The sequence below is a fragment of the Kitasatospora sp. NPDC043950 genome (genome assembly GCF_056435345.1).
The window spans coordinates 61,430-76,087 of sequence record NZ_JBWKER010000043.1; the positions used below are offsets into that span (position 1 = coordinate 61,430).

12 protein-coding genes and 1 pseudogene are annotated in these 14,658 nt (G+C 69.7%); 7 read left to right on the forward strand and 6 right to left on the reverse strand.

What is annotated here, in order from left to right:
* Positions 1–164 precede the first annotated feature (164 nt).
* Entirely contained in the window at positions 165–1,400 is a 1,236-nt protein-coding gene (locus AC07BF_RS26720) for a hypothetical protein (protein WP_478334015.1), read from the reverse strand.
* 832 nt (positions 1,401–2,232) lie between these two features.
* Here AC07BF_RS26720 and AC07BF_RS26725 point away from each other — a divergent pair.
* Positions 2,233–3,486 carry a serine hydrolase gene (locus AC07BF_RS26725; protein WP_478334016.1) on the forward strand — a complete coding sequence of 418 codons (1,254 nt, stop codon included), beginning with the start codon at positions 2,233–2,235 and terminating at the stop codon, positions 3,484–3,486.
* Between the two features lie 439 nt (positions 3,487–3,925).
* Here the strand turns inward: AC07BF_RS26725 and AC07BF_RS26730 are convergent, their stop codons facing one another.
* On the reverse strand, positions 3,926–4,543 hold the full coding sequence (locus tag AC07BF_RS26730) for a TetR/AcrR family transcriptional regulator (protein WP_478334017.1): 618 nt from the start codon (positions 4,541–4,543) through the stop codon (positions 3,926–3,928).
* Positions 4,544–4,657: 114 nt separating this feature from the next.
* Here AC07BF_RS26730 and AC07BF_RS26735 point away from each other — a divergent pair, with 114 nt between their 5' ends.
* A complete protein-coding gene (locus tag AC07BF_RS26735) occupies positions 4,658–5,710 on the forward strand; it encodes an alpha/beta fold hydrolase (protein WP_478334018.1) in 1,053 nt (350 codons plus the stop codon).
* A 203-nt stretch (positions 5,711–5,913) separates the two neighbouring features.
* Here AC07BF_RS26735 and AC07BF_RS26740 read toward each other — a convergent pair whose 3' ends face one another.
* From AC07BF_RS26740 to AC07BF_RS26750, 3 genes are all read right to left on the reverse strand, one after another.
* Positions 5,914–6,237 (reverse strand): hypothetical protein, encoded by a 324-nt coding sequence (locus AC07BF_RS26740; RefSeq protein ID WP_363589160.1) that lies wholly within the window; start codon positions 6,235–6,237, stop codon positions 5,914–5,916.
* A 185-nt stretch (positions 6,238–6,422) separates the two neighbouring features.
* On the reverse strand, positions 6,423–6,713 hold the full coding sequence (locus AC07BF_RS26745) for a hypothetical protein (protein ID WP_400807371.1): 291 nt from the start codon (positions 6,711–6,713) through the stop codon (positions 6,423–6,425).
* 180 nt (positions 6,714–6,893) lie between these two features.
* Positions 6,894–8,084, reverse strand: a complete 1,191-nt coding sequence (locus AC07BF_RS26750) for an alpha/beta hydrolase family protein (RefSeq protein ID WP_478334019.1) — start codon at positions 8,082–8,084, stop codon at positions 6,894–6,896.
* A gap of 332 nt (positions 8,085–8,416) precedes the next feature.
* Between AC07BF_RS26750 and AC07BF_RS26755 the strand changes: the two are divergent.
* The 5 genes and pseudogenes from AC07BF_RS26755 to AC07BF_RS26775 form a co-directional block, all read left to right on the forward strand.
* Positions 8,417–9,230 (forward strand): annotated as a pseudogene (locus AC07BF_RS26755) (site-specific integrase); the annotation flags it as partial.
* Between the two features lie 64 nt (positions 9,231–9,294).
* Entirely contained in the window at positions 9,295–10,419 is a 1,125-nt protein-coding gene (locus AC07BF_RS26760; RefSeq protein ID WP_478334020.1) for a tyrosine-type recombinase/integrase, read from the forward strand.
* Complete coding sequence (locus AC07BF_RS26765; RefSeq protein ID WP_363580306.1) at positions 10,419–10,760, forward strand: helix-turn-helix domain-containing protein; 342 nt, start codon at positions 10,419–10,421, stop codon at positions 10,758–10,760. The genes AC07BF_RS26760 and AC07BF_RS26765 overlap by 1 nt, the downstream gene beginning before the upstream one ends.
* 50 nt (positions 10,761–10,810) lie before the next feature.
* Complete coding sequence (locus tag AC07BF_RS26770) at positions 10,811–13,198, forward strand: site-specific integrase (RefSeq protein WP_363627984.1); 2,388 nt, start codon at positions 10,811–10,813, stop codon at positions 13,196–13,198.
* Positions 13,185–13,679 carry a hypothetical protein gene (locus AC07BF_RS26775; RefSeq protein ID WP_363580310.1) on the forward strand — a complete coding sequence of 165 codons (495 nt, stop codon included), beginning with the start codon at positions 13,185–13,187 and terminating at the stop codon, positions 13,677–13,679. Before AC07BF_RS26770 ends, AC07BF_RS26775 begins: the two co-directional genes overlap by 14 nt.
* A 373-nt stretch (positions 13,680–14,052) precedes the next feature.
* On the opposite strand, the gene AC07BF_RS26780 is transcribed toward AC07BF_RS26775, so the two are convergent.
* Positions 14,053–14,331 carry a barstar family protein gene (locus AC07BF_RS26780; RefSeq protein WP_478334021.1) on the reverse strand — a complete coding sequence of 93 codons (279 nt, stop codon included), beginning with the start codon at positions 14,329–14,331 and terminating at the stop codon, positions 14,053–14,055.
* Positions 14,332–14,658: the final 327 nt, after the last annotated feature.

A 14,658-nucleotide genomic window follows, 5' to 3' on the forward strand; every position in this document is an offset into this window, starting at 1 on the left:
GAGCGCAGGGGCCCCCCCGGCCCTCCCCCGCGCGCCCCCCGTCCCTCTCCCCCCCCCCCCCCCCCCCCCCCCCCCCCCCCCCCCCCCCCACCCCGGGGTGCCGGAACCGGGTCCGCATCGCGGCGCGATCGTCGCGGTGCGGGACCGGTGGGCCTGTCGCGGTCCTAGCTCAGGATCGCGGTGATCCTGACGAAGCCGTTGCCGCCCGCCGCGCCTGCCACGCCCGCACCGGCGGCCGCGGCGGCGCCACCCTTTGTGGGGTCGATGCCGGAGGTTCCACCGGCACCTGCTGATCCACCGGTGGTGCCGGTCCCGCCGGTGCCGCCGTTACCGCCGATACCGACTCCCGGTACCGGAGCGGCGGGGCCGGTCGGCACCCCGCCGGCCGTGCTGCCCGGCCCGCCCGCGCCGGTTGTCACCCTGTTGTTTCCGCCCGTGCCGTCCGTGCCGCCGCCACCGGCGGTGCCGCCGAAGAACGTCGTCGCGGAACCCTCGGGGCACACTGCTCCCGGCCGGGTGGCGGGTGCTCCGCCCGTCCCGCCCGTCCCACCGTTGCCGTTGGCGCCGCTCGCGCCGGGTGTGCCGTTCGAACTGGTCAGGATGCTGCCTCCACCACCGCCGCCGCCCGCGCCGCCGGGCCGCCCTCCGGTGCCCTGGTGGCCGCCGCCGCCAGGGCCGGCGAACGCCAGTTCCAGGGTGTGAGGCGGAACACCTCCCCGGAAGAACACGCGTGACTCGCCGCCGTCCCCGCCGAAGACGCCTTGCGTGCCGCCGGCGCCGGTAGTGCCGTTGCCGCCGTTGACGCCGAGGTTGTTGGTTCCCTCTGTCCCCCCGGTGCCTCCCGTCCCACCGGGGCCGCCGGCGCCGTCACGTGCGGCGACCCGCCCGGATCCGACGTGCACCGTCACGGTGAGGGGCTGGGTCTCGTCCAGCGGGAACACGCACTTGGTGTAGGCGCCGCCCCCGCCGGCCCCACCCCCGCCGCCGCCCCCGGCATTGCCGCCGCGGCCCCCGTCGCCGCCGTCGGTGCGGGTGGTGATGGACAGGCCGGTACCACCCCCGCCTCCTCCTCCGCCGCCACCGGCCCCGCCGCCGCCGCCCGCGCCGCCGCCACCCGCGCCCCATGCCTCGATCTGCAGGGAGGTGACGTTCGGCGTGATCACGTACGAGCTGTCACCCGGCGTCGAGAAGTCGGTGACCTGTTGGTTCTGCCGGGGTGTCGCCTGGGCGGGCGTCGGCGCGATCGCCCCGGCGGTCAGCACGCCGCCCAGCGACAGCGCGGCACCGACCCGCACCCACCCCCGCTGTCCGTTCTTCGACAGCCCGCCTGCGGGGCAGGCGGCGGGTGCCTGCGGCAGCGCGATCATGCCACCGGTCCGTTCCTTGCGCTTCCTGATCATCTGTGGCCAGCACTCCGTTCATGGTTCTTCGAACCGCTGCCACCCGGCAGCGCAGACCATCCCTACCTCCAGGGAGCCCGCGCCGCGGCACACCGAGATCCGAACACCGCCCGCCGTCCACCCGGATGACGCAGCGGCATCGACCGAACGCCCATTCCCCTGCTGCGTCCGGGTCTTCGGGCGGCCGTCCAACCGTGAGGCCGACGTGCCTGGGCCGGTGAGGGACGGGTGTTGGCAGGTGAGCGGTGACAGGGGCCGGGCGAAGCGGAAGGGGGTCGCGGCCGAATCGCTGGAGGTCGTCGCGGAGCCTGCCGGGGTAGGTGATGTCCTCGATCGCTTTCCAGTGGACGCTCATCGGCGACACGTTGAAGACGGTGAACCTCCGGGCCGCCACGTCCTTCCCCGCGACATCGACGCTGACGAAGATCAGATAACCCTCTGCTGCGCAGGACAGCGCGGTCGGCGAATTCCCGGGAGGGGACCTTGTCGGAGGGGGCGCTGTCGAAGGGAGCGTTTCCGGAAGAACCACCCTGCGCGGGGAATCGACGGCGTCACCGGGTGATCAGGGTGGGACGACAAGCGTGTGACACTCGCGGACAGCGGGCTGATATGAAGATCGGCGACATCGGCGGCAACCCGGCCCGGCCTGGCGATGCACCGGCCCGGCGGCCAGGGGCTCGTCTTCGACGTCAACGCGGTGGAGACCATCCACCAGCAGGTTCCCGGAACCCGTGGTCTCGCGTGAACAAGTATGGTTCGCAGCACCAGAGTTGAATCAATCGCCGAGAGCGGGACCGCCTCCCTCGGCCCTTACCCTGCGGAGGGGGCAAAAATGATCGAAAATCCCGGTACGGACGCGCCACCGCCGACCGCCCAGGCCCAGGTGGGCTGGCTTGTGGACGCCTCGGCCCGGGTGCCGATGACGGACACCGAGATCCACGACCACATAGCTGCGCCACTCCTGGCTGCCAGCGGCGGTCCGAACGCTTTCAACGCAGTGCTGCACCAACTGGGTCCGCTCACCCTGAACAAGATCGTCGAGTCGGGTCGGGATCACGTGCAGGCGGCGGTCAGCGGCCGTGACGGCGACTACCTTCTACGGGTGTGTGTGGCTCCCTCGGGCCTGGTGAATGATGTGAGCCTCACTCCCGACGAGGCGCCGCTCTCGTCGTGGACCCAAGTCGACGACATGCTGGCCGAGTTGGGAGCCCGCGTGTCGTTCGCCGCATCGCGGATCGGCCCGGATGGGCGCTGCGAGCTGGTGCACGGTGTACGCGCCGACACCCAGCGGCCGATCGGCTCGGCGTTCAAACTGTATGTGCTGGGCGCGCTCGCGCAGGCCGTCAGCGAACAACGAGCGTCCTGGGACGAATCGCTGGTCATCCGCGATGACCACAAGAGCCTGCCCTCGGGCCGGCTGCAGGACTACCCGGCCGGCACCGCGGTCACGATGGCCGAGTCCGCCGACTGCATGATCTCCCTCAGCGACAACACCGCGACCGACCACCTCATCCACCGGCTCGGCCATGACGCGGTGGCGCACCAAATGGACCTGTTCGGCCACCAGCAGCCCCGAGCGAACATTCCGTGCCTGACCACCAAGGCGTTCTTCCAACTCAAGGCCAACCAGTACCCGGCCCGCGCGGACGAGTACCTGGCACTGCCCGAACAGCACCGCTCCGCCGCGCTGCGGGAGCTTGAACGACTCCCCCTGCCTGACGTTCGCGAGACCTGGCCCCAGCCGAGGAAGATCGACCAGATCGAATGGTTCGCCTCACCGATCGACATCTGCAACGCCTACGCGGCGCTGTGGCGGTTCGACCAGCCCGAGATCGAGCACGCACTCACCCTTAACGACGACGGACTGAATCTGGCCCCGTCCCGATTCCCGACCGTCTGGTACAAAGGCGGCAGCGAACCCGGCGTCATCACGCTGAACTACCTGGCACACACGAGCGACGACCGCACTCTGGTCACCAGCCTGATGGTCTCGGACGCCGGTACAGCCCCTGACAAGGTCGCCATGGCGCTGAAAGGCCAGGCCATCATCCGAGGCGCATTCGACTTGCTGACCTCACAGGATTGAACCCTGTCTGTCCCGGGCCTTGATGCCTTGTGTGAGCCACGGTCGCTGCGGCACCGCCGAACCGTCACCCGGCTCCTGCTGAGGGCCTCACTTGGGGCACGCCTGCCGACCTGGACATCCGCCGTACCGTCGAGTACGGGACTGCGGGGCGCCACGCTCGAACCGCCGTATCCACTGCCGTTGGAGATTGACGATTGCTCTGTCGACTTCACCGCGGGCCGGACCTCGCCCAGGACCTCACGGCTCAGCGATGGGTCGATCCGCATGCGGCAGCGGACGAGTCACAGGTCGTCGGACCATGAAGAGGCCGGTCGAGCCGACATGACGTCGGATCGACCGGCCTCTTCGCTGTCCGGAGGCCCGGGGGGCCTCCTCGTGGTTTCGTGGGGCCCTCGGGGATGGCGCTGCCCCGGCGGGGCCGGCTCCCGGCGGCTGAGGGTCAGCCCTTGGTTCCTCCCCGCAGGCCGTCCAGCACCATGTCCGTCAAGCGCTCCGGCAGATCCGGCTCGATCGGGCGGTGGCCGAGCAGGCAGCGGGTCTGGAGCGGGGCGCAGAGCAGTTCCAGTGCCAGGGCCGTGTCGGTGTCCGTCGGGAGTTCCCCGCGTTCGACGGCCCGGCTGACGATGACGCCGGCCTGGTCGAGGCGGGACTGCCAGAAGGTCTGCCAGGCTTCGGCGAGGTCGGGGTCGTCGGAGCTGAGTGCGGCCGCCCGGGCGACGGAACGGCCGGTCGGGGTGGCGAGGTACTCGGCCAGCGCGCGGGCGAAGGCGGCCAGGTCGGTGCGGACGGCTCCGGTGTCGGGGACGGGGACGCCTTCGTTGCTGCCGGTGAGCAGGGCGTCCAGCACGAGCTTCTCCCGACTGCCCCAACGCCGGTACACCGTGGTCTCGTTGACCCCTGCGCGGGCCGCGACCCCGGCGATGCTGAGCCGGTCGATGCCCTCCTCGGCCAGCACCTCCGTGGCGGCGGCCAGGACGGCCTGGCGGACGCGCGCGGCACGGCCGCCCGGGCGGCGGCGGATCGGCTCCGGCGTCGGCTCCGGCCCTTCTTCGGTCATGTGTCGATCACCTCGGCCACCACATTAACGCAAGAGTGCTTGCATTAGGCGCCGCTCGGGCGCATAGTCGCTAATGCAAGCGTCCCGGCTTTAAGCGCAGCAGGAGGCACCACTATGTCCTTCACCTGGCCCCTGGACCCGCAGGACCTGTTCGTCGAGCGCTACCCGCAGATGACCCTCGGCCTCCCCGCCGACGAGGTGGACGCGGTCCGCGCCGCCGTCACCGAGATGTGGCCCGACCGGCCCGGCAGCTGGGTGTACGAGTGGTCCGCCCTCGCCGCCCGGCACGCCGAGGCCGGGCGCCACCGCCTGGCCGCGCAGGCGTACGGTTGGGCCAAGTTCCCCTCGCTCGCCGACGAGCCGAAGTGCACCGCGCTCGCCCGCCAGGTCGAGCAGTACGTCCTCGCCGCCCCCGACTTCCCGGTGCAGTTCGAGCGCCGCACGCTCACCGTCCCGTACCGCGGCGGCGACGCCACCCTGCCGATCCACCTGATGGCCGCCCCCGGCCTGCCCGCCGACGCGCCGGTCGTGCTGGCCAGCGGCGGCGTGGACTCCTGGAAGACCGACCTGCACGGCATGTGGGAGCAGCTCGCGTTCACCCTGCCGGCGCGGCTGCTGCTGTTCGACCTCCCCGGCACCGGCGAGACCGCCCACCTGCCGATGACCCCGGACGGCGGGGCCGAGGTGATCGCCGGACTGGTCTCCTTCGCCCGCGCGGCCGGCAACGGGAAGGTCGGCCACTTCGGCATCTCGATGGGCGGCTACTACTCCGCCCGGACCGGACTGACGGGATCGGTGGACGCCTCCGTGGTGCTCGGCGGCCCGGTGGAGCGCTCCTTCGCTCCCGGTCGCGGCTTCGCCTTCGGCATGGACGGCATCGTCGGCAACGCCCTGGGCTTCGACGCCGTGCCGAGCAGGGCCGAGCTCGACGCGGCCTTCGCGGCCTTCGACCTGCGCCCGCTGCTGGACCAGGACGCCAACGGGCCGATGCTGGTGGTCAACGGCACCGAGGACGTCCACGTCCCCCTGGACGACACCCTGGTGTTCCAGGGCCGCCGGGACACCCGGGTCGAACTGATCCCGGACACCGGCCACTGCGCCATCTCGCGCTTCGGCGAGGCGATGGCCGTGATCGCCCCCTGGCTGAAGGACGCCCTGGGCGGCTGATCCGGTGCGGTGGTGGATCGCTGCTGGTCCAGGGCTCGGGTAGATCGCTGCTGGCCTGGCGCTCGGGTGGATCGCTGCTGGTCAAAGGATTGTGCCGATTCGCCGCAGCAGAACGGCCGGTCGACTCGACAGCCGACCGGCCGTTCTGGTTCCACAGTGGCGACTGGGTGTCGATCGCGCCGACATCCGGAGCCGACCGCCGATCAGGCGGGGATGGGGCGGCAGTTCTGGCCGTTCACCCACAGGGAGCCCTCGGCCCAGCCGGTCTGACACTGGTACGCCGCGCGCGTCGTCCGGTCCATGACGACGAAGTCGCTCAGCGGGCCCCAGGTGGTGCTGTCGCAGGAGCGGCCGAACACGTTCGGCGGCTCGCTGCTCACCTCATCGCACCGGATCACTCCACCGACCCGCTTGCCCGGGGCGCCGTGCACGCCCCCGTCGGCCCCGTCGGCCGCGCCGGCGGCGCCGACACCGGTCAGGCTCAGGACGGCGGTGGCCATGCCGGCGGCGAGGAGCAGTCGTTTCATGAGGGGACCTCCTGGGTGGGGGACGGGACTCCGCAGACAGTTCCCCTGCGATCCACCTGCGTATCGGCCCATTCGCATGAACACGTCATGATGTCGCCGCCCCGGTGACGACGGGAGCGAACCGAGGAGGCCGGTCGACCCGGCATCACGTCGGGTCGACCGGCCTCGTTGCGTGTCCGGAAGGGTCAGTCGATTTTCACGCTCGCGCCGAATTCGAACGTCCCGCTCTCGCCCGGCGGTACTACAGCGATGACGGACCCCGCGCAGCCCGGCTGGTCGTAGACCTGGGCGGACTTGTCGGTGCGGTTCTCGACGATGAGGGGCCAGATGTCGCTGCCGTAGCAACCCGAGGGGTTGTTGTAGGACCTGAAGCCGACCCGGAGCTGACCGGTGGCCGCCTGGGCCGAGCCGGGCACCGCCACTGCCACCACCGCGGCCAGGGCCACCGCGCCGAGCGCCTTGCTGATCCGTCGCATGTCGTCACTCCAGAGTGTCCGGGGAACCGCCGCGGATGGCGGCTGCGCCGGAGGACTGCCCCGATTCGCCGCAGGTCACGGCCCTGCGGCGGCCGAATCACCTGATCGGGTGCCCCGGCCCGCCGCGCGGTTTGCGGCCCACCCGCCACCCGCCATTTGCCACTCGCTAATCGCCACTTGCTACTTGGCGAAGCGAACCTCCGGGAAGGCCGTCGAGGGCCCGTCCAGCAGTCGGCTCGGGCGGTTGAGCAGGTGCCGGTCGAAGAACGCGCCGAGGTACGCCCGGGTGGCGGCGAGCGCGCGGTCGCCCTTGATGGTGCCGTACTGCTCCGGGGTGGTGTCGGGCGGCAGCTGGTCACGGACGCCGAGGGAGTCCACCAGCCAGTGCATGTCGCAGAACGACAGGTGGCCGGCCTCCGGCAGGTCCAGCCAGCTCTTCCAGCCGGTCAGGTGCTGCCAGGTCTCGTCCCAGTTGGCCGTCGCGGGCGTGCCGGCGTGCCGCTGGGCGCCGAGCAGCAGCACCGGGCGGGCGAGGCCGTCGGCGGGCAGCGGGGCGAAGAAGTCGCCGTCCAGGTTGGCGGCGGCGCGGATCCGCCGGTCCTCGCTCATCGCCTCGACGGCGCTCGCGCCGCCGATCGAGTGGCCGGCCGCGCCGATCCGGGAGCGGTCGACCTGCAACCCGCGGACCAGCCCCGGCCCGGGCGCGGTCAGTTTGTCGATCAGGAAACTGATGTCCTTCGCCCGACTGCGGGTGACCTCGGCCGCCCGCCGGTCGTCCACCTGATCGCAGATCAGGCAGGTCTCCACCCGCCCGTCGGGGAACTGCACGACCGTCTCGTACGTGTGGTCCAGCGCGGCCACCACGTAGCCCCGGGCCGCGAGGTCCTCGGCGAGGGCGGTGAGCGAGGTGCGGCTGTAGCCGTAACCGGGGGAGAGCACCACCACGGGGTGCCGCCCGGGCGCGGGCACCGTACGGGCCTTCACGCCCGTCCGCACCTCGCTGACAGCCGGAGTGCCGAACAGGGCGGACGACACCTCTGGCGAGACGTAAGGCAGTTGCTCCCCGTGCTCCCCGCGCGCGGACTGCGCCGGGTACCAGAGGGTGGCCATCAGTTCACGGCTGGCGACGTCCGCCCGCCAGGGGTCGTGCCGGGCCTTGTCCACCAAGTGGACGGACGTGGCACCGATCGCCCGTCGCGTCGTCGGCGCGGGCACCTGCGGTACCTGTGGCACCTCGGCCGCCGCACTCAACGAGAGCGTTCCGACCGTCGGGGAAGCCGCCAGCGCGGCCTGCGGACCGGCCAGCGAAACCAGGACGGCAATGGGCACGGCGAGCAGAACAGCATTCCGCCACCGAGAAGTTGTCGACATACCGCCACGCTAGGCCCGCCCCCACCCCCACCGCGTCCTGCCCGCGACGTAACCCCCTCCACCCCAGGTCGCACCCGCCACACCGCCCACGCCCCCCACCCGGACGACCCCACCTCCACCTGCCCGCCCTTGCGTAAATCGCCCATCTTTGCGCACAGTTGGCAGCCCCGCCGGCCCCACCCACCCTGCGGCACATCGGAGCTCGCATCGGCCGCGCCTCCGACTCCGGGCGCCTGCTGGCGGTCCCCTCGACGCTGTAGACACACGAACCCTGAACCTCGCCCGGGCTGACTGCTGGACCGTGACCCTGGATTGCACCCATCTCGCGGGGACAACTCGGCACCACCTGCCAGTGCTGCACCTGCGGCCTCGCTTCCGCCTGCGACCAGCCCCGCTGCTGCACCACCGGCACGTGCTGCGGCAAGCGGCTCTCCCCGCCGACCCTCGCCTACATCCACTCCGTGCTCAAGTCCGCTCTGGAACGCGCTGTCAGGGAGGAGGAGATCCCGCGCAACGTCGCCCGCGCCCTCCTCACCGCTGCCCAGGGCCACCGCCTCCACGCGCTGTTCGTCGCCCTTGCGCACCGGGCTGCGCAAGGGCGAACTCCTTGGCTTGCGCTGGGAAGACCTTGACCAGGGCAGCGGCACCGCCAGCATCCGCCGCACCCTCCAGCGCACCCGCACCGGCGGCCTCACCACCCTCCCCACCAAGACAGTCAGCTCCGAACGCCGCATCGCCCTCCCGGCCCCCTGCCTGCTCTCACTTCGCGCCCACAGGAAGCAGCAGGCCCAGGAGAAGGAGAAGGCCGGCGCGGGCTGGGTGGATAGCGGCCACGTCTTCACCCGACCCGACGGCCACCCCATCGAACCAGCCACCCTCACCCGGCACTTCAACGCGCTCCTCCACCGCGCAGGACTCCGCCAGATCCGCTTCCACGACCTTCGACACTCGACCGCGACCCTCCTCCTGGAACAAGGCGTCGAACTCGTCGTCATCAAAGAACTCCTCGGCCACGCCCACATCGGCGTCACCGTCACCGTCTACGCAAACCCTCGGGAATTGCATCAGATGGGCGAGAAACCGCAGGCTGCGAGGTCAGAGCACTGTCTGACGGGGGCTCGATTCTCCTTCAGTTTGGCTGCCTGAGCTGGGAGTTTGGCAGCCCGATCCCATCTGATGCAGGATTTGCCCTCTGGAAGGGAGGGTGGAAGTGGGTCTTCAGCGACGTGCCGACCTGGCAGGGGCGGCGCATCTGGAGCTGGTCTCCGGGGTGGTCCAGCTGCGTCCGCAGGACGCGATGGTCGAGGCGATGCTGCGGGGCTGGCGGGCCCAGCAGGCCGCCCGCGGGCTGCGCGAGGACACGGTCACGCCTCGGGAACGGCTCGTGCGCCGGTTTCTGGAGCACACCAACGAGTACCCGTGGGCCTGGACGCCGGGGCATGTGGACGAGTGGTCACTGTGGTTGACCAGCGAGAAGCACCTGGCGCCGTCCACGATCCGCAGCTACCAGGGCAGTCTGCGGCTGTTCAGCGAGTTCCTGATCGATGGCCGCTACGGCTGGGCGGTGGCCTGCGAGGACGCCTTCGGCACCCATCCGGTGGCGATCTGCCATGAGTGGAACACCATCGCCCACTTGAACGACTACGAGGGCAAGCCGGAGGCGAGGCCGTTCACCCGGGAAGAGATCCAGCGGTTCCTCGACTACGCCGACGACCAGGTCGACCGGGCGGTGCGCGCGAAGCGCAAGGGAGCCCTCGCCGCCTACCGGGATGCCACCCTGTTCAAGGTCATCTACGGGTGGGGCCTGCGCCGCACCGAGGCGGCCAAGCTTGATCTGGTGGACTTCGGCCGCAATGCCTCGGCTCCTCAGTTCGGCCGGTACGGCACGCTCAACGTCCGTTACGGCAAAGCGAAGAAGGGTCAGCCGCCCAGGCGTCGGAACGTGCTGTCGGTGATGGACTGGGTGGTGGAGGCCGTCGCCGACTACGTCGAGAACGTCCAGCCGCGGTTCGGCTGCGAGGAACACCCCGCGCTGTGGGTGACCGAGCGGGGTGGCCGGATCAAGCCGGCGGAGATCAACGCCCGGTTCGTCGCCTATCGAGACGCGCTGAAGCTCCCGAAGGAGTTGGTCGCCCACTCCGCCCGTCACGCCTATGTCACCCACCTCACCGAGGACGGTGTCGACCGCCGCTTCATCCAGCAGCAGGTCGGTCACGAGAACGACAGCTCGACCGCCATCTACACCCACGTCAGCGACGACTTCATGAACACCATGCTCCATAAGGCGCTCGCGCCCGTGCTCGCGCCGACCACCTCCGCAGACAAGGACCGCTGATGGCCGCCAAGCTCGACTACCACTGGCACCTGCGCAAGGTCATGGCCGACCGAGGGCTGTTCTCCACCACCGACCTCATCCCGCTGCTGGACAAACGCGGCATCACCTTGTCCTCCAGTCAGGTCTACCGACTCGTCGTCGAGCGCCCTGAACGGCTCAGCCTGAGGATCCTCATGGCCCTGCTCGACATCTTGGACTGCACCATGGACGACCTCATCGAACCCGTGGCCGCGGCCGGTGCCGGAGCAACCAGCCGAACAAAGAAGGCAGTCGGCGCCGAGGCCGGTGTTGGTGATCTTCGGCCCAAGCGGGCCCGCATCCGTGGTGTCGAGCGACCGTGACTACCACGGGACACCCTGATCGGGCGGTCTCCGATCCGATCGGAACGATCGTGGACTTGGTCGCGGCCATCGAACCTCAGCTGGGGACCGAGCAGATCCGCACCGTGGTCACCGGCATCGCGGGCGGCCGGGCGAAGGCCCGCCGTCTCGCGTCCCACTTGGCTGGGCGTCCCGGCGTGTTGACCGACGGCCGCTCGCCGGCGCCCCGGGCCGTCGGTGACCTGCTCATCGCGCTCCGCGAGGCAGGCGCCTCGCACATCTCGCCTCCCTGTTGCGCCGACTGCGGCAAGTCGATGCGAACCCTCCAGCGCCGTGGGCAGGACTGGTACTGCTGGATCTGCGGACCGCAGCCCGAGCCCTGCGGCGCCTGCGGAAACACCCGGCGTGTCGCGACGCGGGATCGCGCCGGGCGGCCGCGCTGCAAGATGTGTCCGGACCTCGACGACCGGGATCCGATCACGGTCATCCAGACGCTGGTCAGCGCTCTGGACCCGGCCGCCGATCGCGGGGCGATAGCCGACGCGGTCCGCCGCTCGGCACCACGCCCCTCCTACCAGCAGAAACTCGCCTGGGCCCTGGAAACCGATCCCGGCCTGCTGACCGGGGACGGGCACCTCGCACCCCTTCGCGCCATTCTGCGGCTGATCGACCTCCTGCACACCGCGGGCATCGCCGGAGTCGTCCAACCCGCCTGTCCCCGCTGCTGCAGAGTCGTCCGCATCGACAAGCCACTCGATGGTCAGCGGGTCTGCCGCACCTGCATCGCCCACAGCCGCCTCCAGGACTGCTCGCGCTGTGGGGCCCACCGTGAACCCGCCACCCGCGACGACCAGGGCCGACCGCTGTGTCCGAACTGCCTGATCACCGACCCCGCGAACCTCGAAACCCGCATCAACTGCGGCCGCCTACGTCTGGTGAACACCCACACGCCAGACGGTCCGATCTGCCCGAGCTGCCCCGCTCTGCGCACCGCGACCTGCTCCATCTGCGGCGAGAACAGACCCTGCGGCACCTCCCGCACCACCGGTCGCCCCTGGTGTCCTACCTGTCAACGCCGCACCGCCTCCTGCTCGGCCTGCGGCCGCCTCTCAGCGGTGATCTCCGGGACCCTCGCCGAACCCCTCTGCGCCGACTGCACCGCCCCCGAGGTCTGGCACACCTGCCCCACCTGCACCGATCCCGACCATCCGCACCCGGGCCAGTGCGCCCGCTGCCTGATCAACCAGCGCCTCAACGAGCTGCTGGGGCCTCCAACAGCGACCCTCCACCCCGGGCTCCAGGCCCTCCGGCACAACATCGCCACCGCCGAATACCCCATCACCGCCAGGCGCTGGCTGAACAAGCCCTCCGTCGCCCCGGTCCTCGCCGACCTTGCCGCAGGCCGACGTCCACTCACCCACCAAGCCCTCGACGAACTGCCCGACACCCAGCCCCTCGCGCACCTGCGTCAGGTACTCGTCAGCGCCGGCGCCCTGCCCGAACGCGACGAACACATGGCCCGCACCGAACGCTTCCTCGCCGACCTGATCACCTCCCAACAGGACCCCGACCAGCGCAGACTCCTCCACCGCTATACGACCCGACACCTCGTCAGGCGACTGCGCGCCAAGAACAACGGCCAACCCGCCACGCTGCAGCAGTTCAACTCCATCCGCCAGCGCACCCACGCGGCCGTCGCCTTCCTGAGCTGGCTCTCCACCCACAACCTTGCCCTGGCCACCTGCGGACAAAGTGACCTCGACCGCTGGCTCACCGACGACTCCGCCACCTACCGCAAGACCGCCGGCCACTTCATCCGCTGGGCCCGCACCAACAAGCTGACCACCATCCACGCCCCCGCCCACCGCTGGAGCGGCCCGACCCAGCCCCTGGACGACCAGCACCGATGGGACACCGCACGCCGACTCCTGCACGACGGCGCTCTCAAAGCCGAAGACCGCCTCGCCGGACTGCTTCTCCTCCTCTACGCCCAAAGACCCGCAGCGATCAGCCGCCTCACCACCACGGACGTCGAAGCCGACGCTCAAGGAGTGCGCCTCCACCTCGGCCAAGCCCCTATCCAGCTGCCCGAACCAGTAGCCGCGCTCGCCCGCGCCGTCACCGCGAACCGCAAAGGTCACGCGACCATCGGGGCACTGACGCCATCGCCCTGGCTCTTCCCCGGCGGCCAACCCGGACGCCCGATCAGCACCACACAACTGGCCCAACGGCTCAACAACCTCGGAATCCACCCCAACCAGGCCCGCAGCACCGCACTCTTCCAACTCGCCACCGAGATCCCCGCCGCGATCCTCGCCCGCACCCTCGGCATCCACACAGACGTCGCCGTCACCTGGCAGCGACTCTCCGCCGGCGACTGGACCAACTACGCCGCCGAAGTCAGCCACCGCATCAACCACACCCACCAACACGGAGACGATGATCATGCCCCTCGATGACCAGCACATCTGGGCTCTGCTGAGGGACCTCGACGATCCCGACCACATGGAGTTCCCTCAGAACTACGACCACGCCGCGACCCGGGCCCGATTCGACCAGCTCGCAGCCAGGCTGAATCAACGGTTCCAGTGCACCTGCTCCGTCGATCGAGGCGTCCAGGACGCCAGCCACCACGGGACGATCGTCATTCCCACCACGGCGACGGCCAGCGGCGACCACATCGCCATCCGTGTCAGCAACTTCGGCGCCCTCGTCACCGTGACGCTGGGGAACCCTGGCAGCTACGACGAGGAAGAAGAGAACCTCCTCTTCGAGACCGCCGACCGGCGCCGCATCAAGGACGAAGTGGAAGCGCTCGGCTACATCGCGGTCTCCGAGCACCTGCTCTGGACCCGATACGACGGCGCCAGCAATCTCGCCACCTACTACCCACCCGAGCACCCACCAACCTGGTGGACCCGCTTCTTCGACTACCTGTGAGCCCGCTCCACCCAACTCTGCACGCAGGCATTCGGACAGTTCCAATACCCGACGTCACCATTACACGTCCGCCTCCACCTCCAGCGCCAAGCCATCGACCTCCTCGGCCGTACCCTCGGCAAACCCTCCGAGGCCGCCACCAACCCCGACGACGGCGACGACCCACCGCTTTGTGCAGCACCCGTCCGCTGACGTTGCCGTCAACTACTGCCGTCAAACCGCCAAGTGGCCCCACCGGAAACAATCCGATGGGGCCACTTCTATTTGCTACTCACCTTCGGGGGGGCGATATCCGTTCATTTATCTGCGAATGTGAGTTTCTACGGCAACGCGCCAGACCAGGACCGATAAATTCCCCTAGTAGGCACGTGTACTATCCAGGAATGACGTCAACATTATTCTGCGACAGAATCTCAAGAATCAAATCGAATTTGGAGATTGGCCCGCCGGCAAGATTCATTGCCGCAGACAAGGAGGAACGCGCAACGGAAATGTCCCGCCAAATCAGCCGAACCGAGGCGCCTTGCAGATAGCCCTCAAGGGACTCTTTCAATTCGGTAAAACCCTGTCCGACATACCCTCCTGGACCACGGAAAGCCTCGCCGATCGCACAGAAGAAACTCGCGACATCCTTGATTTCATCACCTCCCATGACGATCTCTCGGGGGGGAACCGAATACTCCCCCCCCAGAAGCAGATTCGGCGTACCTGAGCCCGGCTACTTCTATCCACCCTTCACGGGCTCCGACCTGAAGCGTGCACCATTCACCACGCCGCGGCTGGGAAACGCGGAATCTGTCCCACAGCCTGCGGGCCTCGGCATGCGGATGCAGCCCCGTTCGTGCCGTGACGACTAGATGTTCCGGCGTATCTCCGGCTACTAGCCTCGATCTTGCATGGCGGCTCGTCAGCTTGGCTGGCGGGCCGTTTCTGCTTGTCCGGGCTGGGTGTTTCTGCTGACGGGTATGGTGAGGGCCCG